The sequence below is a fragment of the Paenibacillus sp. MAEPY2 genome, assembly GCF_000499205.1.
Taxonomy (GTDB): domain Bacteria; phylum Bacillota; class Bacilli; order Paenibacillales; family Paenibacillaceae; genus Paenibacillus; species Paenibacillus vandeheii.
This window is the reverse complement of record NZ_AWUK01000045.1, coordinates 17,964-40,391: the sequence shown is the minus strand read 5'-3', so window position 1 is coordinate 40,391 and position 22,428 is coordinate 17,964. Positions and strand designations below refer to the sequence as shown.

23 protein-coding genes are annotated in these 22,428 nt (G+C 48.3%); 1 reads left to right on the top strand and 22 read right to left on the bottom strand.

Annotated elements, in window-relative coordinates; genetic code table 11:
- Positions 1-420: 420 nt before the first annotated feature.
- The 13 genes from P364_RS0130115 to pth all read right to left on the bottom strand — a co-directional run bounded on the left by P364_RS0130115 (position 421) and on the right by pth (position 13,806).
- Complete coding sequence (locus P364_RS0130115; RefSeq protein WP_024633724.1) at positions 421-948, bottom strand: S1 domain-containing RNA-binding protein; 528 nt, start codon at positions 946-948, stop codon at positions 421-423.
- A 198-nt stretch (positions 949-1,146) separates the two neighbouring features.
- Positions 1,147-1,482 (bottom strand): FtsB family cell division protein, encoded by a 336-nt coding sequence (locus P364_RS0130110; protein ID WP_024633723.1) that lies wholly within the window; start codon positions 1,480-1,482, stop codon positions 1,147-1,149.
- Between the two features lie 12 nt (positions 1,483-1,494).
- A complete protein-coding gene (gene yabQ / locus P364_RS0130105) occupies positions 1,495-2,064 on the bottom strand; it encodes a spore cortex biosynthesis protein YabQ (protein ID WP_024633722.1) in 570 nt (189 codons plus the stop codon).
- On the bottom strand, positions 2,061-2,345 hold the full coding sequence (yabP, locus tag P364_RS0130100; RefSeq protein WP_024633721.1) for a sporulation protein YabP: 285 nt from the start codon (positions 2,343-2,345) through the stop codon (positions 2,061-2,063). Before yabP ends, yabQ begins: the two co-directional genes overlap by 4 nt.
- A 179-nt stretch (positions 2,346-2,524) precedes the next feature.
- Positions 2,525-2,803 carry an RNA-binding S4 domain-containing protein gene (locus P364_RS0130095; RefSeq protein WP_024633720.1) on the bottom strand — a complete coding sequence of 93 codons (279 nt, stop codon included), beginning with the start codon at positions 2,801-2,803 and terminating at the stop codon, positions 2,525-2,527.
- Positions 2,803-3,075 carry an HU family DNA-binding protein gene (locus P364_RS0130090; protein ID WP_017691362.1) on the bottom strand — a complete coding sequence of 91 codons (273 nt, stop codon included), beginning with the start codon at positions 3,073-3,075 and terminating at the stop codon, positions 2,803-2,805. The genes P364_RS0130095 and P364_RS0130090 overlap by 1 nt, the downstream gene beginning before the upstream one ends.
- 299 nt (positions 3,076-3,374) lie before the next feature.
- The gene (gene mazG / locus P364_RS0130085; RefSeq protein WP_024633719.1) at positions 3,375-4,865 is read right to left on the bottom strand and encodes a nucleoside triphosphate pyrophosphohydrolase; all 1,491 of its coding nucleotides are present in this window, start codon (positions 4,863-4,865) and stop codon (positions 3,375-3,377) included.
- A 252-nt stretch (positions 4,866-5,117) separates the two neighbouring features.
- Complete coding sequence (locus P364_RS0130080; RefSeq protein WP_024633718.1) at positions 5,118-6,935, bottom strand: putative polysaccharide biosynthesis protein; 1,818 nt, start codon at positions 6,933-6,935, stop codon at positions 5,118-5,120.
- Between the two features lie 189 nt (positions 6,936-7,124).
- A complete protein-coding gene (spoVT, locus tag P364_RS0130075) occupies positions 7,125-7,667 on the bottom strand; it encodes a stage V sporulation protein T (protein WP_024633717.1) in 543 nt (180 codons plus the stop codon).
- A gap of 319 nt (positions 7,668-7,986) precedes the next feature.
- Positions 7,987-9,129: a peptidylprolyl isomerase gene (locus P364_RS0130070; RefSeq protein ID WP_024633716.1), complete on the bottom strand. Its 1,143-nt coding sequence runs from the start codon at positions 9,127-9,129 to the stop codon at positions 7,987-7,989.
- On the bottom strand, positions 9,113-12,640 hold the full coding sequence (gene mfd / locus P364_RS0130065; protein WP_024633715.1) for a transcription-repair coupling factor: 3,528 nt from the start codon (positions 12,638-12,640) through the stop codon (positions 9,113-9,115). Before mfd ends, P364_RS0130070 begins: the two co-directional genes overlap by 17 nt.
- A gap of 276 nt (positions 12,641-12,916) precedes the next feature.
- Positions 12,917-13,147, bottom strand: a complete 231-nt coding sequence (locus tag P364_RS0130060; RefSeq protein WP_024633714.1) for an anti-sigma-F factor Fin family protein — start codon at positions 13,145-13,147, stop codon at positions 12,917-12,919.
- A gap of 98 nt (positions 13,148-13,245) precedes the next feature.
- Complete coding sequence (gene pth / locus P364_RS0130055; protein ID WP_024633713.1) at positions 13,246-13,806, bottom strand: aminoacyl-tRNA hydrolase; 561 nt, start codon at positions 13,804-13,806, stop codon at positions 13,246-13,248.
- Between the two features lie 362 nt (positions 13,807-14,168).
- Between pth and P364_RS0130050 the strand changes: the two genes are divergently transcribed.
- Positions 14,169-14,369 carry a hypothetical protein gene (locus P364_RS0130050; RefSeq protein ID WP_024633712.1) on the top strand — a complete coding sequence of 67 codons (201 nt, stop codon included), beginning with the start codon at positions 14,169-14,171 and terminating at the stop codon, positions 14,367-14,369.
- Between the two features lie 109 nt (positions 14,370-14,478).
- On the opposite strand, the gene P364_RS0130045 is transcribed toward P364_RS0130050, so the two are convergent.
- From P364_RS0130045 to rsmA, 9 genes are all read right to left on the bottom strand, one after another.
- On the bottom strand, positions 14,479-15,432 hold the full coding sequence (locus P364_RS0130045) for a ribose-phosphate diphosphokinase (protein ID WP_017691370.1): 954 nt from the start codon (positions 15,430-15,432) through the stop codon (positions 14,479-14,481).
- Positions 15,433-15,533: 101 nt separating this feature from the next.
- The gene (gene glmU, locus P364_RS0130040) at positions 15,534-16,925 is read right to left on the bottom strand and encodes a bifunctional UDP-N-acetylglucosamine diphosphorylase/glucosamine-1-phosphate N-acetyltransferase GlmU (protein ID WP_442952314.1); all 1,392 of its coding nucleotides are present in this window, start codon (positions 16,923-16,925) and stop codon (positions 15,534-15,536) included.
- 391 nt (positions 16,926-17,316) lie between these two features.
- Entirely contained in the window at positions 17,317-17,601 is a 285-nt protein-coding gene (spoVG, locus tag P364_RS0130035) for a septation regulator SpoVG (protein ID WP_017691372.1), read from the bottom strand.
- A 188-nt stretch (positions 17,602-17,789) separates the two neighbouring features.
- Positions 17,790-18,617, bottom strand: a complete 828-nt coding sequence (gene purR / locus P364_RS0130030) for a pur operon repressor (RefSeq protein WP_024633710.1) — start codon at positions 18,615-18,617, stop codon at positions 17,790-17,792.
- Between the two features lie 98 nt (positions 18,618-18,715).
- Complete coding sequence (ispE, locus tag P364_RS0130025) at positions 18,716-19,570, bottom strand: 4-(cytidine 5'-diphospho)-2-C-methyl-D-erythritol kinase (RefSeq protein ID WP_024633709.1); 855 nt, start codon at positions 19,568-19,570, stop codon at positions 18,716-18,718.
- Between the two features lie 149 nt (positions 19,571-19,719).
- Positions 19,720-19,893, bottom strand: a complete 174-nt coding sequence (locus P364_RS0130020) for a small, acid-soluble spore protein, alpha/beta type (protein WP_024633708.1) — start codon at positions 19,891-19,893, stop codon at positions 19,720-19,722.
- Between the two features lie 246 nt (positions 19,894-20,139).
- Positions 20,140-20,415, bottom strand: a complete 276-nt coding sequence (gene veg, locus P364_RS0130010) for a biofilm formation stimulator Veg (protein ID WP_024633707.1) — start codon at positions 20,413-20,415, stop codon at positions 20,140-20,142.
- 153 nt (positions 20,416-20,568) lie between these two features.
- Complete coding sequence (yabG, locus tag P364_RS0130005) at positions 20,569-21,465, bottom strand: sporulation peptidase YabG (RefSeq protein WP_024633706.1); 897 nt, start codon at positions 21,463-21,465, stop codon at positions 20,569-20,571.
- Between the two features lie 60 nt (positions 21,466-21,525).
- Positions 21,526-22,428, bottom strand: a complete 903-nt coding sequence (gene rsmA / locus P364_RS0130000; protein ID WP_024633705.1) for a 16S rRNA (adenine(1518)-N(6)/adenine(1519)-N(6))-dimethyltransferase RsmA — start codon at positions 22,426-22,428, stop codon at positions 21,526-21,528.

Genomic DNA, 22,428 nt, shown 5'->3' with positions numbered 1-22,428 from the left:
GTTTGTCAGAATTGGTGGGCAGGCTTCAAAAACTTTACGACAAAAGAAACAGATGCGGCGCGGTGGTGCGGATCCCCCGGCCTTATTGTGGTTTCATCCATTTGGCAGATCCCCCGCCGACAAGGCGCTTGTCTGATTTTGAACTAGAAGCCCTTCGGCTTCGCCACGATATGAGCAGGATACCTGTGGAATGCCACGGAAACCTGTCGGTAAAAAATGGTAGACGACAAATGTTCTTATGTACTTTTTTCCTGTGCAGAAAAGCTGGGGATATGGAGCTTCACTTTACAAAAAAGGCTAAGAATCCGGTCTATTGTCTATAACTGACCCGTTAAACTCCAAAATTAAAAACAAACGCAAAAAAACCGCCAGCCCCAAGGCTAACGGTTTTTCTTATATTTTAAATCAGGTTGAACCAGATTAAACGCGCTTGGCTCCACGGCCACCACGTTTGCCTTCTGTGTTCTTCTTCAACGAAGAAATCCGTTCTTCGCTATCTTTCAGGAAGCGTGACATTTTATCCTCAAATGAAGGTTTGCCTGCTGCGGGCTTGAAAGAACGGCCTCCGCGGTCACGGTTAAATCCACCACCACCGCCGCCACGACCTTGGCCACCACTTGGGCCTCCGCCGCTGAATCGTTCGCGATCTCCTCCACTGCGTTCCGGTCTAGGAGCTCTTGGGGGTCTGGACTGTGTTTGTTGCTCAACCGGTTTGTCAACAGCTTGCTTAATGGAAAGCCCAATCTTGCCATCCTTGTCAACGTTGATGACCTTAACGGTAACGAGGTCATTAAGCTTCAGGTGGTCGTTGACATCTTTGACATAATTGTCGGCGATTTCCGAGATGTGAACGAGACCCGTGACACCTCCTGACAGATCCACAAATGCTCCAAAATGCGTGATGCCTGTCACCTTGCCCTCTAACTTGGTGCCCACTTCAATTGCCATAGAATAAAATGATCCTCCCTTAAAAATATACAACCCGATTTTTTGAATGCCAAAATCAATGCTGTGCTAATTTAATTATACCTTATGCCGCAAACCAAGGTCAACTGAGCACTACCCCTGAAGGCAGCCTATTTTTACCGGTATAACGGCTTCAGACATATAGATAACAATCCTTGCTCGATAATGAGCCAAATTACATCAGTTCCCTGACTCTTCAACCTGAATTGGTGTTTCCTCAGGCAGATAGTATCCTTTTTTTCGAGCCAGCTGTCCTATGTATTCGGGATCCTTCAACCGGCTGACTTCATACTTCAACTGATCCAGCTTCTTCTCTGTTTCTTCCTTTGAAGCTTGCTGTGCCGCCAGGTGAGAACTCTTGTCCGAAATTTGTGCAGTCTGCACAAGGAACGTATACCCTGCCCAAATGATAAACACAACCATAAAAGTCATCCAGAGCATGAGACGCCTTTTGGCACCAGCAGATTTTCCTTGGCCTGCTTGTACTTTTGATTTGCTCATAGGTGTTTTACCCATTATCGGACCTCCTTAAAACCAGCGTTTCCACATCGCTGCGATACTTGAACCCGCACGGATCAGGAAGCGTGGCGTAACCCAATGTTTTAGGATTGGCCTAAACATCCAGCGGAACAACTTGCCGAAAGGTACCAAACATTGCAGCACCAGCTTACCCAGGAATAACAGTATGGCGAGTACAAAACCAAATAATACGCGCACTAACTTGTAAAGTCCTTTAGCGGGCATAACGATCAGGATGTTAAGGATATGTCCACACCAATGAATCAGCGTTCTTGCGAGTTTAATTAACATTACCACAAAACGCTGAGTTGTAACACTTAAAAGCCAAAAATAGAAGCAAACCCCTATAATCAGCCCCAAAAAGACATAAAACCGCAGCTGTCCGTGGTTCCCGGCATACAGCATCCGGAAGACGAACAGCGCGGAGGCGACCCAATACAACAGATCTAACGTGTGGACGCTCCATCTCGGGAACCGCAGCTGACCGGACAGTACCCGGTAACTGTCGTAGGCCATCCCCATCACGGCTCCCGACATTAGCATCCACATCAATGTGATCCATTGAGTATCCGGACTCATCGGAACATCTTGCCGAACAGGCCTTTACTGTTCTTCGACTGGGAACCGGGGTCCAGGTATTGAAGAGAGCTGACAGTGCCCTCGATGGATAATAAACCGTCCTCCAGGCTTAAGTTTTTGATATGTAAATTGTGCCCCCGGATGGTCAGATGCCCAAGTTCAGTTTGCAGCAAAAATTCCTCACTGTCGAAGCTCTCCACATTGGAGACACCTGTCAGATCCAGCAGTTTCCGATTCTGCATGCTCAGATGATGCTGTTTCATCTTACTTTGCTCAACCATGGCATGTACCCCTCCTTCTTACCCCTAGCTTATGGATCAAAAGTACAGAATAGAACCAAGGTTGGATGAAACCGAATGTCTGGATAACAGATCAACACAAAAACGCCCTTCCCTGTACGGGAAAGGCGCTTCTCTTCATTTTGCAATGAATGGGTACAAACGTATATTGGGCATCCCTGTTACCAGTTCAGCCCGTTATCCTTGGCGATCGGCTCTTCCTTAACCAAGGTGTAGAGGCTGCTCGCCTCATCCTTCTTGGTACTCTCGGCAAGACGTTCCACCTTCACAGTGACCAGCTTTTGACCGAACTGAACCGTCAGCTCATCGCCCACTTTGACAGCGGCGCTGGGCTTCGCTTCACGTCCGTTCACCAGCACACGTCCCTGTTCAGAGACGTCCTTTGCTACAGTGCGGCGTTTGATCAGCCGGGAGACCTTCAGGAATTTATCAAGACGCATTATTTTACGGCTTCTTTAAGTTTGTTACCTGCTTTAAACGCAGGAACGGTGGACTCAGGAATCACGATTTCATTCCCTGTTTGCGGGTTACGTCCGGTACGACCGGAACGTTTGCGGGTCTCAAAAGTGCCAAAGCCGATCAGTTGTACTTTGTCTCCGCTGGCAAGTGCATCTGTAATTTCTCCCAAAAAGCCGTTCAATACGGACTCAACGTCTTTTTTAGTCAAACCGCTTTTGGTGGAAATGTTGTTAATCAGATCTGTTTTGTTCATTTTTAAAAGCCTCCCAAATTGAAAAAAAAGTATCTGCGAATCCATAACAACATATCTGCTGCTGGCTCCGCGCAAGGTTACTACACATGTATTCTGGCTTGGCATCTGAAATCCTGCCTCGGTCTTCGACTTTTTTCACTTTTTGTCGGTCCTGCCCAAGAACAGTCTAAGTCCAGTACCCGAAACACCTCTTCGTTAATCACACGCTTTCTCGTGCAACCCGTCCGAGATGCTTCGACGACACGATACGCATGATGCAACTAATGATATCGGATCATCGTCCAAAATGCCAGAGTCCTTTACAATCCAGCCTTCTTCGCTGCCTGCCAGTATTGCTCCATTTCATCAACATTACTGTCTGACGGAGTTCTTCCCTGTTCACGCAGACGCTCCTCAATATACTGGAAACGCTGAATGAATTTTCGATTCGTGGCGGCAAGCGCCTCCTCCGGATCTGTATCAATAAATCTCGCTACATTGGCAGCCGCAAACAATAAATCGCCCAGTTCAAGCTTCCGCTCTTCCGCAGACTGATTATGCTGTACTGCTTCTTTCAGCTCGGCCAGTTCTTCCTCAATCTTGGCAAAGACACCATCCACGTCATCCCAATCGAAGCCGACTTTGGCCGCTTTTTTCTGTAATTTATACCCTTTCATCAAGGCAGGCAAGTCACGCGGAATACCGTCCAACACGGAAATCTGCTGATCCTGTCCCTTGCGCTTTTTCTCCTCTGCCTTCATCTGTTCCCAGTTTTGCAATGCTTCATTCGCATTCTCTGCCTGTTGTTCGCCGAATACGTGTGGATGACGGAAAATTAGCTTGTCGTTCAATCCTTCAATAACGTCATACACGTTAAACGTGCCAACTTCTTCTTCCATCTGGGAGTGCAGCAAAATCTGCAACAGGAGATCACCTAGCTCTTCCTTCATGTGATCAGGGTCATCCTCATCAATCGTTTCAATGACTTCATAGGTTTCCTCGATCAGGTTTTTGCGAATCGACTGATGGGTCTGCTCCTGATCCCAAGGACAGCCACCTGGACTGCGAAGAATATTCACGATTTCATGCAGTCGTGCGAAGGAGCGTCGACGAAGCGCGTCATCCGTATTTTTTGGCACATATATTAATGATAAATTACCGTAACCTTCAATCCGGTCCAGATCATGCAGCGGTACCTTGTGAATGATCTCCTGTCCCTGTACACCCAAGGCATGTCCGACAAACACCGGATAATCGTCAGGGTAAACGTCCATCAGGCACAGTTTTACGTCGGAAGCGGTAAACACATCATAGACTTGTCCAATCAAGGTATGGAGCTGTGGCTGAACCAGTTCCGTATTCAGACTGCTGGCATCGAGAAGCTGAAAACCTTCAATAGGATCAAATCCAAGACGAATAAACGCTTCATCCAGGAAACTCTCGCCGCCCATGACACGCAGCGAAATGCCCATTTGTGGGCAGCGCTCTTTCAACAGGCGCACACTCGCTTCTGCGACCATGGGATGGCCTGGCACGGCATAAACAATCTCGGTACCCGGCTCGCCCTTGCGTGCGGCCTCAATCAGTCGTTCTGCAATTTCGTCGTACACTTCCGGAAAAGAATCCTTCGCCTCATAGATGGCATCAAAGGATGTCATCTCCAGCCCTTCCTGCTTCAGATCATTCAATACGGGATGATCCAGTGTCCGCACATACAGCGTCGCTGCATGTTTCATTTTTTTGATGATTCCTACCGTCAGCTGATCTGCATCTCCAGATCCAAGACCGACTACTGTCAAAGCTGCACTCATGTTTATAAGCCTCCATCCGAACTTTCCTGTTCCGACTCTCCATCCTTTGTCAAACCAATCGTAGATGGGCCATACATAAAGCAGAACAGGGCTCTATAATTACACGTATTATACCAGAATTAGACGTTATCCTATAATTGCATTTGCATATGACACGGTCTGACTCATTCAATCTCTGCTGCTCCGCTTAAGAATGTGAGAGCCGGGATGAATGGACGGCGTAGCGCTAAGTGTAGCAGCGCAACGCAGGGTTTAGCGCAGCACACGCAGTCTGCGCAGCAGCTTGGCCAGCAGCGGCCCCAGCTTCGGCACAGCCGCCAGCTCTGTGGCGGTCAGCAGCCCCGTCCGGGCCGCTAGCAGCAAGAACACGGCTGAGCCTGCGGCTATGCCAAGCAGGCTCACGCCCATCGCGGCCAGCCGGCGATCGGCCGCGATACCGATGCCGCCGAGCAGCGCTTCGGCGGCCCAGGCCGTGCCTGCCGCCGCCAGGCTCATGGCGGCGATTACCAGCGCCGGCTTCGCCAGGACGGCGCTAGGGGCCGGGCGCAGGGCGACAAGCCGCGCCAGCAGCGCCACATTCAGGCCAGCCGCCAGCATGTAGGCGACTGCGCCTGCCAGGGCCGCGCCGCTGATGCCCAGCGCCGGCACAAGCATGACGTTCAGCAGCGCCTTGACGCCTGCGGCGGCCAGCATGCTGAACGCGGGTGCGCGCACGGCGCCGAGGCCTTGCAGCAGCGCCGCCGCGATAATGCTGACGGTGCTGCCCGCTGCCGTCAGCGCCATGTACCGCAGAGCTTCGGTGCCTGCGGCATCCCCGTACAGCATGCGGTTAATCGGCTCTGCCAGCACCGCCAAACCGGCGGATGCCGCCAGACCGATCAACCAGAACCAGCGCAGCGCAAGGCCTGCTTGCTGCCTCACGGCTCCCGGCCCGCCCTTCAGCCGGGCTTCGGCCATCGCCGGAATAAAGAGCACAGACAGCGACGTGGCAAGCATCGTCACCAGCTGAACCAGCGGCAGACCACGATTGTATATTCCGAAGGACACCATGGATTGAAGCTCATCCAACCCTTCTCGTCTTAACAATCGAGGCACCGTAAAGGTATCGACCAGATTCATCAATGGCACAGCCAGTGATCCGAGACAGACCGGAATGGCATACATCAGCAATGTTTTGATCCAATCACGGTTGGATCGGCGCTGTTCAGGAAGAGGGCTGCTGCCTGTGGTGCTGTATTCTTTTGTTCCCTCTATCTGTACAAGTAACGATCCATCTGTTGCAACTTCATTGCTCCATTTGTCCCCTTTAACGCCGCGCGAGGATTTCTGCATTCCCTCTCCGCCTGGAACAGCTGTCGCATCAAGCGGTTGTCCCGTTACCGATTCAGCACCTTGCATAACAGCGAGCCGTTCTCTGTTTTTCCGTCGATGATGGTACACATATCCAAGCATGGTGACTAACCCGGCAAACCCGCCTGCCACTGATCCAAGCATGGCTCCAGCCGCTATAGTCTCCAATGAGGCGTCTCGCCCCATGAGCCACAACAACAGAACAATCATCACGGTGACCCGAACAGTCTGCTCCACCACCTGGGATACTGCTGTAGGCACCATTTGCTGCAAACCCTGAAAATATCCGCGCAGCCCTGTCATCACCGGTACAAACAACAAAGCCATAGAAGCTGCCCGAATGGACGTAACGACACTTCCGTTGCCAATCCATTTGCCGATAAGAGGTGCGCCAGTATACATCAATAAAGCCAAGATCAGTCCAATCCCACCGAGCAGCATTGAGGATAAACGGATAACTCGTCTGCCCTCCTCCGGTCTGCCCAGAGCATTCTGCTCTGCTACGAATTTGGATACAGCCACAGGCAATCCGGCGGCGGCAACGGTAATGATGAGCATATAAAACGGGTACACCGTATTGTAGATGCCAAAAACACCGTCTCCCCCCAGATTCTGTAGCGGAATCTTCTGAAAAGCACCAATGATTTTGGATATAATGGCGGCAAGCCCAAGCACAAATGCACCCTGAAGTAATCTTGAGCCTGTAGACGACTGATTCATATGACCCTCCTGCGTATGTCCATGCATTCTTTCCTTCAACGTATACCTAGCTATTATACCTGTCCAAAGGCGCACAGACTAACCCTTCAAGCCATCCTGCCCTTCAGGATATCACTCAGACTGTCTACTGCTTCCTAAAATGCAAAAAACTCCTGTATACCCTCAGGGCACCAGGAGTTAATCTGCTGTTTATTGCTCCATCTGTTTGCCAAGGAACCCGGCAGCCGTCTCGGACATTTTAATTTCCATCTGAGACATCTTCACCGATTCATCCTTGTTGAAAAGGATAACCGTTCCGATGGGGTCACCACCCGAAATGATCGGGGCAATAACAAACGATGATAACGTCTCGTCATGATCTTTGCTAAGCTCATAAGAACCATTGTTGGTTTCCAGGATTGTCTTGCGATTTTCCATGCAACTCTCCAGCAGCGGCCCTACCTGCTTATCCAGATACTCTTTCTTGGAGCCGCCTGCCACCGTAATAATCGTATCACGGTCAGAGATCATCGTTACATGGCCTGTGCTTTCATACAGCGATTCTGCATATTCTTTGGCAAAATCACCAAGTTCGCCAATTGGCGAGTATTTTTTAAGAATAACCTCTCCATCGCGGTCCACAAAAATCTCAAGTGGATCGCCTTCACGGATACGCAACGTACGGCGGATTTCTTTCGGAATGACCACTCGACCAAGGTCATCAATACGGCGGACAATACCAGTAGCTTTCATTTCACATGTTGCCCCACTTTCTCGAGAAGATTTTTCAACTACTGTTCCTTAATGGGTAGAGGAAAGTCCCAGAACGTTTAGTGTGATATCTTGACAATAGTATTTATCTGTTCCCATTTCCTTATACATACTTTGGAGAATATAGTTGTGTAAACTTCCACAGAAGGCGACCATGTACCCACTTCGCTCCATAGATACAAGGAAAAGCAAGAGGCAGGCCTTAAGTCCCCCTCTTGCTTTTCTGTATGGTTGTCCATATTTGAAGCGTTCAGTGTATCATCCAGACAAACGTATTTGCTGAATGTATGCACTCGCTATCTTATTTACCGCTTGTATCTGTACTTTCATCTGTTTTTGTTTCCTTGTCGGTTCCAGTTGTTCCTTGATCCGTTTTGGTATCTGTACCCGCATCGGTTTTTTCACCCTCAGTACCCTTTTCCGTTCCAGTACCGGTTGTGCCTTCAGTCGTGCCTTCTTCAGCCTTGTCTGTTTTCGGCAGGTTTACTTCTTTTACGATTTTATCCAGTTCGCTGGTCATGAATGTGTCGATCTCAGCAGCAGCCAATTGACTTTTCAGTGTTTCTTTTTGTTCAGCAGTCAATTTCGCGTAGTCCGCTTCTGTGCGTTTCTCTACCTTCATGACGTGATAACCATATTCAGTCTCTACAGGATCACTGATTTTGTTCAATGGCAGCGTTTTGGCCGCTTCCTTGAACGCCTCTACCCAGCTGGCTACAGGTGTATCTTCATACAAGCCGCCGTTTTCTGCAGAACCTGTATCTTCGGAGTATTTCTTCGCAATTTCAGCAAAGTCTGCTCCGCCGTCCAATTTTGCTTTCACTTCTTTGGCAAGTTTCAATGCATCTTCTTTTTTACGCTCTTTTTGCGTTTTTGGATCAGTAAAGTTGATCAATACGTGACGAACGGAAGCCGTCGTGAACTGATCTTTATTTTTCTCGAATTCAGCTTTAATCGCATCTTCATTAACGCCTGTTTCTTTGTCCTTAATTACCGTCATGATGCGAGTCATGTAATCCTTGATGTTCTGGTCTGTCAGATTCTGAGCTTTCAGCATCTCAGTCCATTGGTCCGCTTGAACAGAAGCTTTCATTTTGTCGAATTGCTCTGTCGCTGTTTTGGCACCCTCGGTTTTGGCTGCATCACTTGCTTTTCCACTCAAATATTCATAAGCAACTTCCTGTTTCACCAGGTATTCCTTGAAATCATCCATATCCATCATTTGTGCATATTCCGGATAGAGGAATTTCATGACCCGTTGCTCCATGTCAAATTCATTGGCTGTAATTGTACCGCCTTCATACGTAGCGACTACAGCACTTGTATCCTTTGTTTCCGTTGTTGCTTCTTCCTTCTTGCCACAAGCGGCAAGCAGTGATAAGGACAGTACTGCTACCATACTCACAGACAGTACCTTCCCTACTTTTTTATACTTTGCTAACATCCTTTAGTTCCCCCTTTGATTTAAAAGCACTTTTCATGGACTCCAGAAATTTCTCTACCAGCTCCATCAGTTGCTTGTCCCCAAGCCCTTTGCCTTTGACATGAATAAGCATATGGGGTCCTTGTTCAAATTGTACACGTCTTTCGAACTGATTTCCAATGTGTGCGATTTTGGAGAGCTCAAAGGCATGTTCACGACCTTCGTAGAACTTCACTGTAAGATCGTCACCGCGTTGGGAAATTGACTCAATACCGTAGATCTTGCCATAGACTTTCATTCTGGCCACCGCCAGCAGGTTAATCACGGCTTCCGGAAGATCGCCGAATCGGTCAACCAATTCGTCTTCCAGTTCCATCGCATCATCGAAGGAGGCAATAACCGCCACTTTTTTGTAAATCTCAATCTTCTGAATACTGTCATAAATATAATCAGACGGCAGGTACGCATCGATACTGAGATCCAGCGTTGTATTCCACTGATCGGATGGCACCGGCTCTTCGCCGAGCATCGTAACTTTGCGTTTGTTGATTTCCTCTGCCAGCATCTGAGAATACAGATCGAATCCGACAGATGCAATGAAGCCGTGCTGTTCAGCTCCGAGCAGATTGCCTGCGCCGCGGATCGACAAATCGCGCATCGCGATCTTGAATCCGGAGCCCAGCTCGGTGAATTCCTTGATCGATTGCAGACGTTTCTCAGCGACTTCGGTCAGCACTTTGTCCCGTTGGTACGTGAAATAAGCATACGCAATCCGGTTGGAACGACCCACTCGTCCGCGCAGCTGATACAGCTGGGAGAGCCCCATTTTGTCCGCGTCATGAACGATCAGGGTATTTACGTTTGGAATATCCACCCCGGTCTCAATGATGCTTGTGCTGACGAGCACATCATATTCGCCATCCAGGAAGTCCAGAATGGTCTTCTCCAGCTCCGTTTCCGACATCTGCCCATGTCCCACACCAACCCTGGCTTCAGGAACCAACTCGGATATCTCCGCGGCCATCTCCTGAATTCCCTGCACACGGTTATACAGGTAGTAGACCTGACCGCCACGAGCCAGTTCACGTTCAATGGCTTCGCGAACAAGCGCCTGACTGTGTTCAACAACATAAGTCTGGACCGGAAAACGATTTTCTGGCGGTGTCTCGATAACCGATAGATCCCGAACGCCCAACATGGACATGTGAAGGGTACGCGGAATCGGCGTCGCTGTCAGTGTCAGCACGTCCACGTTTGTTTTCAGCTTTTTCAGTTTTTCCTTGTGCGTTACACCGAAGCGCTGTTCTTCATCTACTATTAAGAGTCCAAGATCCTTGAAGACCAGATCCTGTGATAATAACCGATGGGTACCGATGACGATATCGACGGTGCCTGCCTTAATGCCTTTGGCCGTCTCATTCTGTTCTTTACGTGAACGGAATCGGCTAAGTACATGGATGTTGAATGGATAACCGGAGAAACGCTCACGGAACGTTTCATAATGCTGCTGTGCCAAAATCGTTGTAGGGACTAACACAGCAACCTGTTTCCCTTCAATGGCAGCCTTAAATGCAGCACGAATAGCGACCTCGGTCTTACCGTAACCGACATCTCCACACAATAAACGGTCCATCGGTCGATTTTGTTCCATATCCTTCTTGATTTCTTCAATTGCACGCACCTGATCACGTGTCTCATCATAAGGGAACATGTCCTCGAATTCCTGCTGTTCCGCAGAGTCTTTGTCGAAGCCAAAACCTTTGGACGTCTGGCGTTCCGCATAAAGCTTGATTAGATCATCAGCAATATCCTGAACAGATGTGCGGACTTTATTTTTAACCCGTGTCCACTCATTACCGCCCAGCTTATATATTTTCGGCTCTTTCTCTTCTGAACCGACATATTTCTGAATCAGATCAATCTGCTCAATCGGTACAGACAGTTTGTCTCCACCCGCATAGAGAATATGCATGTAGTCCTTGTGAATACCGCCAACCTCAAGTGTACCGATCCCGAGGTACTTACCAATCCCGTGGTTTTGGTGAACGACATAATCGCCCACTTTCAGCTCACTATAGGATTTAATTCGTTCAGCATTGTCCACATTGCGAACCGGTTTGCGCACTTTGCGCTGCTTCTGCGAGAACATCTCGCCTTCGGTAACAACAGCCAGATGAATAGAAGGCATTTCAAATCCAGTTTGCAGATTGCCAATCAGCATTTCCGGCTCAGGTATATCATAATCCATCAGTACCCGGCGCATGCGATCAAGTCTTTCCTCACCGTTGGCCAGCATGAGCACCTTAACTCCGGCTTTCTGCCAGCGCTCCATCTCTGCTTTGAGCACGTTCATCTGACCATGGAAGTCCTGCATACCGCGACTGATAAAATTGAGGATGTTCTGCGGTTGGGTATGAGGAACCTGACGCAAAAAGATGGACATAAACAGCGTTTGGAAAGGACGCTCGTATATCAGATCATCTCCATCGGCTGACAGATGCAGGTCTGGAAGGGTCTTCCCATTTTGCATCAAATGCAAATTCCACTCCGACTCATCCCGGTCAAGCTGTTTCGATGTCTCCGCCAGCCTTGCTGGCTCGTCGAGTACAAGCAACGTATCTTCCGGCATGTAGTCGTAGATGGTCTTATTCTCCGGATAAAGCGGTGAAATATATTTATACATTTCAGAGAAATACACATGCTCCCGAAGAAGTTCGATCTCGCGATGGATTTCTTCTCGCAGACGAAGCTTCGCCTGCCGGTCTGTCATTTTCTCCAACTGCTGCTCAAGCAAAATAACAGCTGCATCCGCAGCCTTTTCCATACGTTCGCGATCTGCAATTAACTCTTTGCACGGCAGTACCGTGACTTCGTCAATTCGTTCAATGGAACGCTGGTCTGCCGGATCAAATGTCCGGATGGAATCGATCTCATCGTCGAATAGTTCCACACGATACGCAATGGACGATGTGACTGGATAGAAATCAATAATCCCACCACGTACACTCATCTCGCCGCGAGATTCTACACGTTCCACGCGTTCATATCCGAGCTTCACCATCTCCAGCAGGAATGAATCCAGCTCAAGCGTGCTGCCTTGTTTAATTGTAATCTGAGCATTAGCCATCACTTCCGGAAGTGGAACATAGCGCCGTACCCCGGAAAAAGGAATAACAACAACGCCCCTGAATCCCTGGGCGCAACGGACCAACACATCAATACGCTGTCCCAATGTTTCTGGACTGGAGACAGCAGCCTCTGCGGCAACAAGTTCGTTGGCAGGATAGAGCAGCACCTGATCAGGTGAAAGCGCTTCCTGTAAATCTTCTGCGATTTTTTGAGCGGAAAACATATTGTGTGTCACAACGAGCAGGGGACGGTTCATTTCCTGATGTAGGGCAGCCAGCATAATCTGACGCGCCGATCCGGATAAGCCCGAAACCAATTGCTCCTTCATGCCGGATGTAATCCCGGTCGTAATGGACCCGAAGTCCGGATCTTTGGAAAAAGCTTGTATAAGTGCTTGTAACAAAAGGGGCACCTCTCTTATAACTTACTTGAGTATCTCACGCCTGCGCGCAGTTCATCATATTAAAATTGGATACAAATTCCTTTTTGTCCTGTTTCATCATAAAGGATTAATCGCTACTTTGCCACATCGGTTTGATGTGGCTGAGCGCGAATTAGGATATAGTCTGGTTTCGTCCCAACTGAAAAGAAGCCTCAGCAGGCTGCCAAGGCTATAAAGGTGGAGCGGTATTCCGCAGCCGCCATCATCTGTCATAAGTTCTTGCTGCAGGCGAGATCGTTATTGAAGCGGGCTCGCAAGCAGGCTCAGCTCAGGATTGAATTCCAGAGCTTCTTTGCAATAATCACATGTAATCCGGACAGTAATATCACCACCGGAATTATACGCTATTATATCCCTCCGCTCGTCGGGGGTCAAGAAATGAAAGCCCAATTGCGCTTCCGTTATTCGGGCAGAATCGATTCGTCCAATAAAAGTACGGCAATGCCTGCACACATAATTCACTGACATGTTTATGCCTCCTGAACATGGTTTATACGTTCAGTATGCCCATTAAGACCGAATCGAACCCGAATCTTGATCATTTTTCCAGCTTCACTTGCAACGGTTTACCCGTTGAACTTCGCCATCGTTTGCTCAAACGTATGATCCAGACTATACTCCAATGCATCACAAGTCTGTTCAATGGTTTGATCGAGCGCTTCCTTTTCGTTCTTCATAAACTTCGACAGCACGTAGTCTACAATGGCATGTCCCGGTTCTGGTCGGGATATTCCCATCCGTACCCGGTTAAACTGCTGTGTACCGGTATGCTGAATAATGGATTTGATTCCATTGTGACCACCCGCACTGCCCTGGTATCGCAATCGGACTTTGCCTGTTTCCGTGTCCATGTCGTCATAGACGACAATCAGGTCTTCCAGGCTAACTTTATAAAAATCCATATAGGCCCTTACCGATTCACCGGAAAGGTTCATAAACGTCATTGGTTTAATCAGCACCGTTTTGACGCCACCAATTACACCTTCTCCAATCAGCGCCTTGCATTTGCTCTGTGTTATGGAGATATGATGACGCTCTGCAAGTCGATCGAGTGCCATAAAGCCGATATTATGACGGGTTTTAGCGTAGTTCGGGCCTGGATTCCCGAGGCCGACAATCCACTTCATCTTGTTCCCTCCTTTGGATCAGCCTAAGGTGAAGCATAGACTTCGATTGTTATATTTCATATAATATCAACAAAGTGAGATTCGAATTGGTTATATAATTTGAACGATTATTACACCTAATCACTCCGATTGCAGTACCATCTTTTGATCGCTCTTATCCCCAGATTTTCTTTATTCCCTTGATCCAAGGGAAAAATCCGGTGATAGCATGTGCTTCCGAAGTAGCTTTCTTGCAGAAAGCTTTCAGGCGTACGCTCCGCTTCTTCAGATTGGTTCTGCACTCTCCGTGTTGGTGTAAACGTAGTTTCAACTTATATCATGTTTATAGCTTTTATTCATCAACCCAGGAAGGTGAGCGGGTTTTGCGCGAAGACAACGGACAACTGACTCAACATAGCGATTTTATCTATCATCTGGAATATCACGTACCTGTACAGGTATATGACCGCGACACCCATATTGAGATCGGACTAATCACACGTTTCGATAATCAATTTGTCGAAATTGCCGACACTCTTTTTCATCGGCGCCGGTTCCGTTTTATCTCCCGCCCCGGATACTGAAATTCGGCAGGCACCTGTTTTCACTTCCCATATAACGGCACGCCGACAGGGGTTACATTTTCCATTGATCCGGAAAACGTAACCCCTCTACTACTTTATGCAGACATCCTTATTCAATTTCAAACAGCTTGCTGATTGACAATTCCTCATGAACCCGGATAATGGCTTCTCCGAGCAAAGGTGCAACAGACAACACTTTAAGTTTGCTTGTCGGGTTAGCATGCGTAATCGGAATGGTATCCGTTACAATGACTTCCTTCAGCGGTGCATTCTCCAAGCGTTCCATCGCAGGTCCGGACAATACCGGGTGAGTACAGCAAGCGTATACTTCTTTTACGCCGCCTTCCATCAGAGCATTCGCTCCCAGTACAATCGTTCCCGCCGTATCAATGATGTCATCGATCAGAATTGCTGTTTTACCTTCGATGTTACCGATAATGTTCATCACTTCGCTGACGTTCGGCTCTGGACGACGTTTGTCGATAATTGCGAGAGGTGCATTCAGGAAGTCCGCCAGTTTCCGAGCGCGTACTACGCCGCCGTGGTCAGGCGATACAACAACCGGATTTTCGATCTGTTTCGAGCGGAAATATTGAGCCAGGATCGGCACGCCGAGCAGGTGATCAACCGGAATGTCGAAGAATCCTTGAATCTGCATGGCATGCAAGTCCATCGCAATTACACGGGTTGCACCCGCTTTTTCGATCAGGTTGGCAACCAGTTTGGCTGTAATCGGGTCACGCGAACGTGCCTTACGGTCCTGTCTGGCATAACCATAGTAAGGAATGACGACGTTAATCGTCTTGGCAGATGCCCGTTTAAGCGCATCAATCATAACGAGCATTTCCATCAGGTTGTCATTAACCGGCAAGCAAGTAGACTGCACAATATAGACGTGACAGCCCCGAACACTCTCAGAGAGTTTCACTTGGATCTCACCATCACTGAAGCTGGTTGTGTGAGATTCACCCATAGGAATTCCGATATAATCAGCAATTTGATGGGCAAGCTTGGGGTTAGAATTGCAAGTAAATATTTTTAATTTCGAATCAAAATAAGTCATAAAATAAAAACCCTCCGTGCTGGTTCATTGGAATCTATAAGCGTCTGCGACATGTCGGCACCCCCCGATGTTCGGAAGGCAATACTTAATATCAATACCCCTTATTCGGGTTTGGCATTTTGTTTCTTGGCTTTGGCACGACCGCGAATTTTCTCCGCATACCCAGGTTTGTTCTCTTGGCGCGGGCGGGCAATCGCAAGATCGTTGTCGGGAACAGAATGGGTAACGGTAGAGCCCGCAACAACATATGCGCCTTTTCCTACCGTGACAGGTGCAATTAGATTGACGTTGCTGCCTACGAAAGCATCATCTTCAATCGTCGTTACAGCTTTATTATATCCATCATAATTCACCGTTATTGCCCCGCATCCAACATTTACGTTTTTCCCAACTTTAGCATCACCAATATAACTGAGATGAGATACTTTGGAGCCTTCATCAATTGTAGCATTTTTCACTTCAACAAAGTCACCAATTTTTACGTTGCGGCCCAGTTTGGTGCCTGGACGTAAATAAGCAAATGGACCTACGGTTGCTTCTGATCCAACCTCGGCCTGAGACAGTACAGAATGCTTGATTGTTACCAAATCCTGAATGGTACTGTCTTCGATATCTGCCTGCGGACCAATATGGCATGCTTCACCAATAGTAGTCATACCTTTGAGTATGGTACCCGGATACAATACTGTATCTGATCCAATGGTAACATCCGCCCCGATATATGTCGATGCCGGATCGATGATCGTAACACCGTTCAACATATGTCTTACCGCCAAACGTTCACGCATGAATGCTTCTGCTTGTGAAAGGGCAAGACGATCATTAACCCCGATGGATTCCGCAATGTCATCTGACATATAGGCTTCTACCACTTCTCCATCATTACGGAAAATGCCAACCACGTCAGTGAGATAGTACTCTCCCTGCGCATTTTGATTCGTCACTTTCTCCAATGCAGCGAACAACTTGGCATTATCGAAGCAGTACGTACCTGTGTTGATTTCGTTCACAGCATCTTCCTGCTCCGTGCAATCCTTCTGTTCCACAATGCGCTGTACAGACCCATCTTCTCCGCGAATCACGCGGCCGTACCCTTTGGGATTGTCCAGTTTTGCTGTGAGTACCGTTGCTGCTGCTCCGCGACTCTCATGGAGCTTCATCAGTCCTTCCAGCGTCTCGCTGGTCACAAGTGGTGTATCTCCACAGACAACAATGGTAGACCCTGCTTCACTGCCGAGCAGAGATTTAACCTGCTTCACCGCATGCCCTGTTCCCAATTGTTCAGCCTGAAGCACGTACTCTGCTTTGGAACCCAAAAATGACTGCACCGCTTCGGCTCCGTGGCCGACCACAACTACGCTGCGTTCAACGCCTGCGCGAAGAGCTGCATCCAGCACGTGACCCACCATCGGTTTACCGCATACGGGATGCAGTACCTTGTACAATTTCGATTTCATCCGTTTGCCTTGCCCTGCTGCAAGAACGATTGCCATTCTTTTCAAAATTTACGACCTCCTGTTCTGAAAAACCCATCGTTTTGACCTTACCTGTATATATCCGATGAGTAACGTTCAGCCGGCTTTTGCCGGTCTTGTTCATCGCCTGCTGTCTCTGTAATCACGCGTAACAGCGGACACCAACAAATCGTGACCTATATGTATACGCCGTGTACCTGCGAGCTTAACCGAATCCCATGATTCCTAAGATGCCGCCCTGTTACCAAGCGCACGCTGCGCTTTTTGTTCTTTCAACATTTTGCAGCATTCAAGCTGCGTACATGCTCTTCTGTGAATAAACTCAATACTGAATATATCTTATTCCGGTCAAAAAGAAAAGAGAGCCATAAGACATGGCTCTCTTTTCCTTCGAACCCCAATAATGTTCTCAGGCACCTTCTTCAATGACTTCTTCCTCAGTTGCTGCGCGATCATACTCAGTCAAAACAGCTGCTTGAATCTTCTCGCGAGTACCGGAAGAAATCGGGTGGGCGATATCACGGAATTCTCCGTCAGGAGTCCGCTTGCTCGGCATAGCAACAAACATTCCGTTATTGCCATCGATGACGCGAATGTCATGAACGACGAATTCGTTATCGATGGTAATGGATGCGATAGCCTTCATTCTCCCCTCAGAGTTAACACGGCGGAGTCTGACATCCGTAATTTGCATGTGTGTGTTCACCACCTTTTTCCATCAGAACTTGGTGTATAATTCCACACAGCCTATACGAACTCCTTCTTTTTATAACCACAAAAATGTCCTAATTTCAGGAATTTTTTTATTTAATACACAATTCGACAACGTTAGTGCCAGGTCGATGGAAAAGACCCTTTCCCGACATGTAATTCGTCATAATTCTACAGGTCAAAATAGTTGCCAGGCTTGACGGAGATATGTCTGCTCTTCGCATCAACCGCCGTCAGCTTTGCCAGAGATATGTAATCTGTCAGCAGTCGTTCTTCCGAATCAACCGATCCAGATTCTACTAATACGCCTACCCCGGCTACGGTTGCATTAAACTCGGCCAATAGGTCGATCATCCCTTGAACAGTTCCCCCGGCTTTCATAAAGTCATCTACAATGAGTACTCTGGAGTGCTCACGCATGGCCCTCCGAGATAGGGACATGGTATGTAGGCTTTTATGGGACCCGGATACATAATTGATACTTACGGCCGATCCCTCCGTAGCCTGATGGTCCCTGCGCACGAGCACTACAGGCAGGTTGAGCTGGGCCCCGGTCGCATAAGCAAGCGGAATCCCTTTAGTCTCGACCGTCATCACCACATCAATATCCATATTGCCAAAGGCCGTTGCAAAAATCTTGCCGGCTTCATTCATCAATGCGGGCTTTCCAAGCAGGTCGGACATGTACAGGTATTCACCAGGGAGTATCCGATCTGGCTGTGCAAGCTGGGTAGAAAGTCGTTCCGCAAAAGCCAGTGCCAGTTCTCTGGACACCTTTGGAATCCACTTTACTCCCCCGGCTGCTCCAGCCAGTGTATGCAGTTCTCCCGAACCACCTTCTTCGAACACTTCCTTGATAATCGCCAAATCTTCACTGATCGACGACTTCGCAGCTCCATAGCGTTCGGCAAATGTAGTCAACGGAATAACCGTATGCGGTCTAGACAATAAGTACTGCGTCATTTCAACCAGCCTTGCGCTTCGTTTTAATTTCTTCACAGAGATCCATCCTCACGATCACGGAAAACATCCAAATCCGAATAATTATTTAAAAATATACCACCTTTATACGTGTTTGTACATTATAAAAGCGAATTTTAAGTTAGCATACGTACAGCATATACTTCTTTACAGAAGCCTCGAAGTCCATTGTAGATCCGTGCAACCTTGGACTCCTTAGAGACCAACCCAAACACAGTTGGGCCGCTACCAGACATTAATACTCCGTCTGCTCCGAGCCGAATCATGGCATCTTTCAGATGCTGAACTTCCGGATACAGCTTCAAGGTTACATCCTCAAGCACATTTCCCATCTGCCCGCATACTTCGGCAAAAGATTGATTGCGAATGGCCTGCTCCATTTTGGCAGCACTCGGATGACGAACAATCTTGTCGCTGCGGAAACGTCCATAGACATCGGCAGTGGATACATTGATCGGCGGCTTGGCCAAGATCACCCAGCATTGCGGGGGATTGGGCATCTGTGTGAGCTTCTCTCCACGGCCTGTGGCGAGCGCTGTTCCGCCTGTAATGCAGAAAGGCACATCCGATCCCAGTTCGGCTCCAAGCTCCTGCAGCTCTTGATCCGGGATGTTGAGACGCCAGAGGCGATTCAATCCACGGAGCGTTGCTGCTGCATCACTGCTGCCACCAGCAAGTCCAGCGGCCACCGGAATTTTTTTGTCCAGATGAATATGAACTCCGGTTCTCACGTCATAACGCTCTTTAATAAGCCTGGCTGCCTGAAAAGCCAGGTTCTTCTCATCCAGGGGGATATATCCCGCCTGACTGGAGATAAAGATCGTGTCACGAGGAAGCTCAGACATCTCCAGTCGATCGGCAAGATCCACCATCGTCATGATCATCTCAACTTCGTGAAATCCATCTCTTCTTTTATGTAAAACGTCTAGCATCAAATTGATTTTAGCAGGCGCTTTTTCGTAAATTTTCAAGGCGTTCACCCGTCCTCACCTTTTCCCTAAGACAACTTAACATATTATATCAAAATGGGGCTGTCAAGTCATTTCTATTCCGCATCCATGGGGAAAAAGCGAGGTCATTCCTGCCGGATTGCCCCGCTCTCCAAACCGATTGAACCGGATTACGATTTGCGTGCCGCTTCTTCCGCAAGTTGAATGGCCCGTTTTACCATATTGCCTGCATCCTTGGCTTTGATCCCGCCCCAGCCTTCTTGCTGAACGGTATCATAGAACCCTAGGTCTTTCGCCAGTTCATTCTTGAGTTCATCCGACATTACACTTCTTCTCCGGCTCATTGGATCATCCTCCTCCAAAATGTTTATTCATGATAAGTCCAGTCGTATTCGGGACTATTTGCCCCCAGGCCAGGCTCATTTCCTTTGAGCTACTCCAGGAAAATGCCTTAAACCTGTTCAAATAGTATGCCGCTTCTTCCCTAGACTCATTCCTGATCATATATGGCTTCCCGATGAATTGAGCATGACTTCCAAAAAATAAAAAAAGCGACCTGCCCGAAGGGCAGAATCGCCGTAAATCGATACTTACGTCTCCATGTAGGGGCTATGCGTCTGGCTGCCTGGATCAAATACCATGACTTCCACCGATTCCGTAAGTATATCAGCATAACTGTAGGATACTCGCTTGAAAGTTTCTTGCTCCTCATCAAGCTTAACAATAAAAACAGAAGGGTACGTTTCTTCCAATACACCCGTACGCTCAATGGTCTTACGGCGGCCACCATTAGCCCGCAGCATAATTTTCTGACCGATATGTGCATCGAGATTGCGTTTGATATCCAATAGCGTATTTTTAGCCATTGTCGACGACCACCTCTTTTCTTGTCCATTATACCGGATTTTACAGTCATTGTCAAATCAAAACTAATTATTATATCAGTATCAAAAAGTTGTTGTCAATGAATTTTTTTGCAAAGAAAAAAAGCCCCAAAAAGGGACTTTATTCTGCCATCTTTAGACGGCTGACGGATTCACTTTTAACGTAGATAAATCATTTAATCCCGGCAGACCTACCCGATAACTTCCCCTTGTCTCTACGCCGCCCACACCTTGACTACCACTGATCGTGTTATGCAGAACGTCGTTCATGTTCACCGTTTCCCGCACCGACGTGAAGGCCGCCTTGGCTGCCACATAGACCGGGTCAAGGGCATGAATGAGAATTCTGCCTGGTGAACTCGCAAAGTTTGCCCCTGCCCGCAGTAAGGCTTCAAAATGGGACTGACACGCGCCAGCTACAATCGTGAGCGCATCCAGATGACGTTCATATTGCCTAGCCACCTGAATGGCTGATACGAAATTTTGTGAATTCTTGTAGCTTCCCAGACTATATAAGTCATAGGGCTGACGAGTCTTGAGTACCCCGTCATGGCCGGTAATGACGACGATATCGGGACGCACTTTGGGAAGCAGACGATATAAAGTGTCCGCCATGGCAGACTCGTGTACATATTGCCCCTCTGCGGGAACACGAAGCTGCTCATAAAGATTCATGCTTTTTTTCAGATAATTGGGATCGCCATCCAAGTGCAGCACTTTGCCAGGCATCTCGAAATAAGCAGGGTCTTGTTGGACAGACCATTCCTGTACCAAGCCTTCACGATTGCGCTCGGCCTGTTCCATCCGATTCTGCTGCAGGCGCGAAAGCGTCTGATGTGCCTTCACATGGGCCTGCCTTGTCTTGGCACTCTGCGGTTCATAAGGAACCTGTATCAAATCGTCCACAGGGGAATCGGCTAACAGCCGGAACTCGGTCCCTTTAATGATGGCACTGTCCGACTGGAGGCCTTCCACCCGAAAAGTCACATCTCCACCGTATGACTTTCGAACGACCAAGTCTCCGATATTCATCAACATAATCACCTCTACCCCATCGTATGGGCAGAAACCCGGATTGGTTCATCCGAATTTTTACAAAGCTGCGCGTACCCCTGCTTCCCACATTACGGTACTGAGTGTCGCGTATTCCTGCAGACTCAATGTTTCTCCTCGTCTCGAAGGTTGAATGCCAGCCTGCTCCAACAGCTGATCAGCCTGTTCTCTGTTCTCCTTTGTGAAGAAACGAGCTTTCAGATTATTCGAGATCGTTTTTCTACGCTGAGCAAAAGAAGCCTGTACCACTTCGAAGTAATGTGCCTCGTCGGGAATTTCAACCGGCGGCTGCTCACGCACCTTCAGCTTAATTACAGCCGATTCCACATTAGGCTGCGGAATAAAGACTGTAGGCGGTACAATGCAGACCAATTCCGGCATACTGTAGTACTGAACCGCAATGCTCAGACTGCCATAGTCCTTTGATCCTGGTGCAGCAGCCATACGTTCCGCCACTTCCTTCTGGATCATGACCACAATGCTGTCCACAGGCAGCTTCTCTTCGAGCAGCTTCATCATGATTGGCGTCGTTACATAATAAGGCAGATTGGCTACAACACTCACTTTATCTACCGTTCCAAAATCCGTACGGAACAGCTCAGCCAGATCCAGCTTCAGCACATCCCCGTGATGCACACGAACGTTCGGATAAGGCTCCATCACTTCCCCCAGAATCGGCAGCAGTCGCTGATCAATCTCTACAGCCGTTACAGGCCCGGCAACCCGAGCCAGACGTTCTGTGAGTGCACCAATACCCGGTCCGATCTCAAGTGCGCCTTTGGACTCGTCCAAATCAGCTGCATTTACAATTTTGTTCAATATATTTTGATCGATCAGAAAGTTCTGACCCAGGCTCTTCTTGAATGAAAATCCGTGTCTTTGAATAATTTCTTTGGTCCGTTTGGGTGTTGCAATCTCTATGGTTTCTTCCATGCCCTTCAT

Excerpts from the sequence above, each read along its gene's own strand:
- P364_RS0130115 (WP_024633724.1), bottom strand. The coding sequence starts at position 948 with ATGGCAATTGAAGTGGGCACCAAGTTAGAGGGCAAGGTGACAGGCATC.
- P364_RS0130110 (WP_024633723.1), bottom strand. The coding sequence starts at position 1,482 with ATGGGTAAAACACCTATGAGCAAATCAAAAGTACAAGCAGGCCAAGGA.
- yabQ (WP_024633722.1), bottom strand. The coding sequence starts at position 2,064 with ATGAGTCCGGATACTCAATGGATCACATTGATGTGGATGCTAATGTCG.
- yabP (WP_024633721.1), bottom strand. The coding sequence starts at position 2,345 with ATGGTTGAGCAAAGTAAGATGAAACAGCATCATCTGAGCATGCAGAAT.
- P364_RS0130095 (WP_024633720.1), bottom strand. The coding sequence starts at position 2,803 with ATGCGTCTTGATAAATTCCTGAAGGTCTCCCGGCTGATCAAACGCCGC.
- P364_RS0130090 (WP_017691362.1), bottom strand. The coding sequence starts at position 3,075 with ATGAACAAAACAGATCTGATTAACAACATTTCCACCAAAAGCGGTTTG.
- mazG (WP_024633719.1), bottom strand. The coding sequence starts at position 4,865 with ATGAGTGCAGCTTTGACAGTAGTCGGTCTTGGATCTGGAGATGCAGAT.
- P364_RS0130080 (WP_024633718.1), bottom strand. The coding sequence starts at position 6,935 with ATGAATCAGTCGTCTACAGGCTCAAGATTACTTCAGGGTGCATTTGTG.
- spoVT (WP_024633717.1), bottom strand. The coding sequence starts at position 7,667 with ATGAAAGCTACTGGTATTGTCCGCCGTATTGATGACCTTGGTCGAGTG.
- P364_RS0130070 (WP_024633716.1), bottom strand. The coding sequence starts at position 9,129 with ATGTTAGCAAAGTATAAAAAAGTAGGGAAGGTACTGTCTGTGAGTATG.
- P364_RS0130060 (WP_024633714.1), bottom strand. The coding sequence starts at position 13,147 with ATGTCAGTGAATTATGTGTGCAGGCATTGCCGTACTTTTATTGGACGA.
- pth (WP_024633713.1), bottom strand. The coding sequence starts at position 13,806 with ATGAAGTGGATTGTCGGCCTCGGGAATCCAGGCCCGAACTACGCTAAA.
- P364_RS0130045 (WP_017691370.1), bottom strand. The coding sequence starts at position 15,432 with ATGACTTATTTTGATTCGAAATTAAAAATATTTACTTGCAATTCTAAC.
- glmU (WP_442952314.1), bottom strand. The coding sequence starts at position 16,925 with ATGGCAATCGTTCTTGCAGCAGGGCAAGGCAAACGGATGAAATCGAAA.
- spoVG (WP_017691372.1), bottom strand. The coding sequence starts at position 17,601 with ATGCAAATTACGGATGTCAGACTCCGCCGTGTTAACTCTGAGGGGAGA.
- P364_RS0130020 (WP_024633708.1), bottom strand. The coding sequence starts at position 19,893 with ATGAGCCGGAGAAGAAGTGTAATGTCGGATGAACTCAAGAATGAACTG.
- veg (WP_024633707.1), bottom strand. The coding sequence starts at position 20,415 with ATGGCTAAAAATACGCTATTGGATATCAAACGCAATCTCGATGCACAT.
- yabG (WP_024633706.1), bottom strand. The coding sequence starts at position 21,465 with ATGAATATCGGAGACTTGGTCGTTCGAAAGTCATACGGTGGAGATGTG.
- rsmA (WP_024633705.1), bottom strand. The coding sequence starts at position 22,428 with ATGAAGGGCATGGAAGAAACCATAGAGATTGCAACACCCAAACGGACC.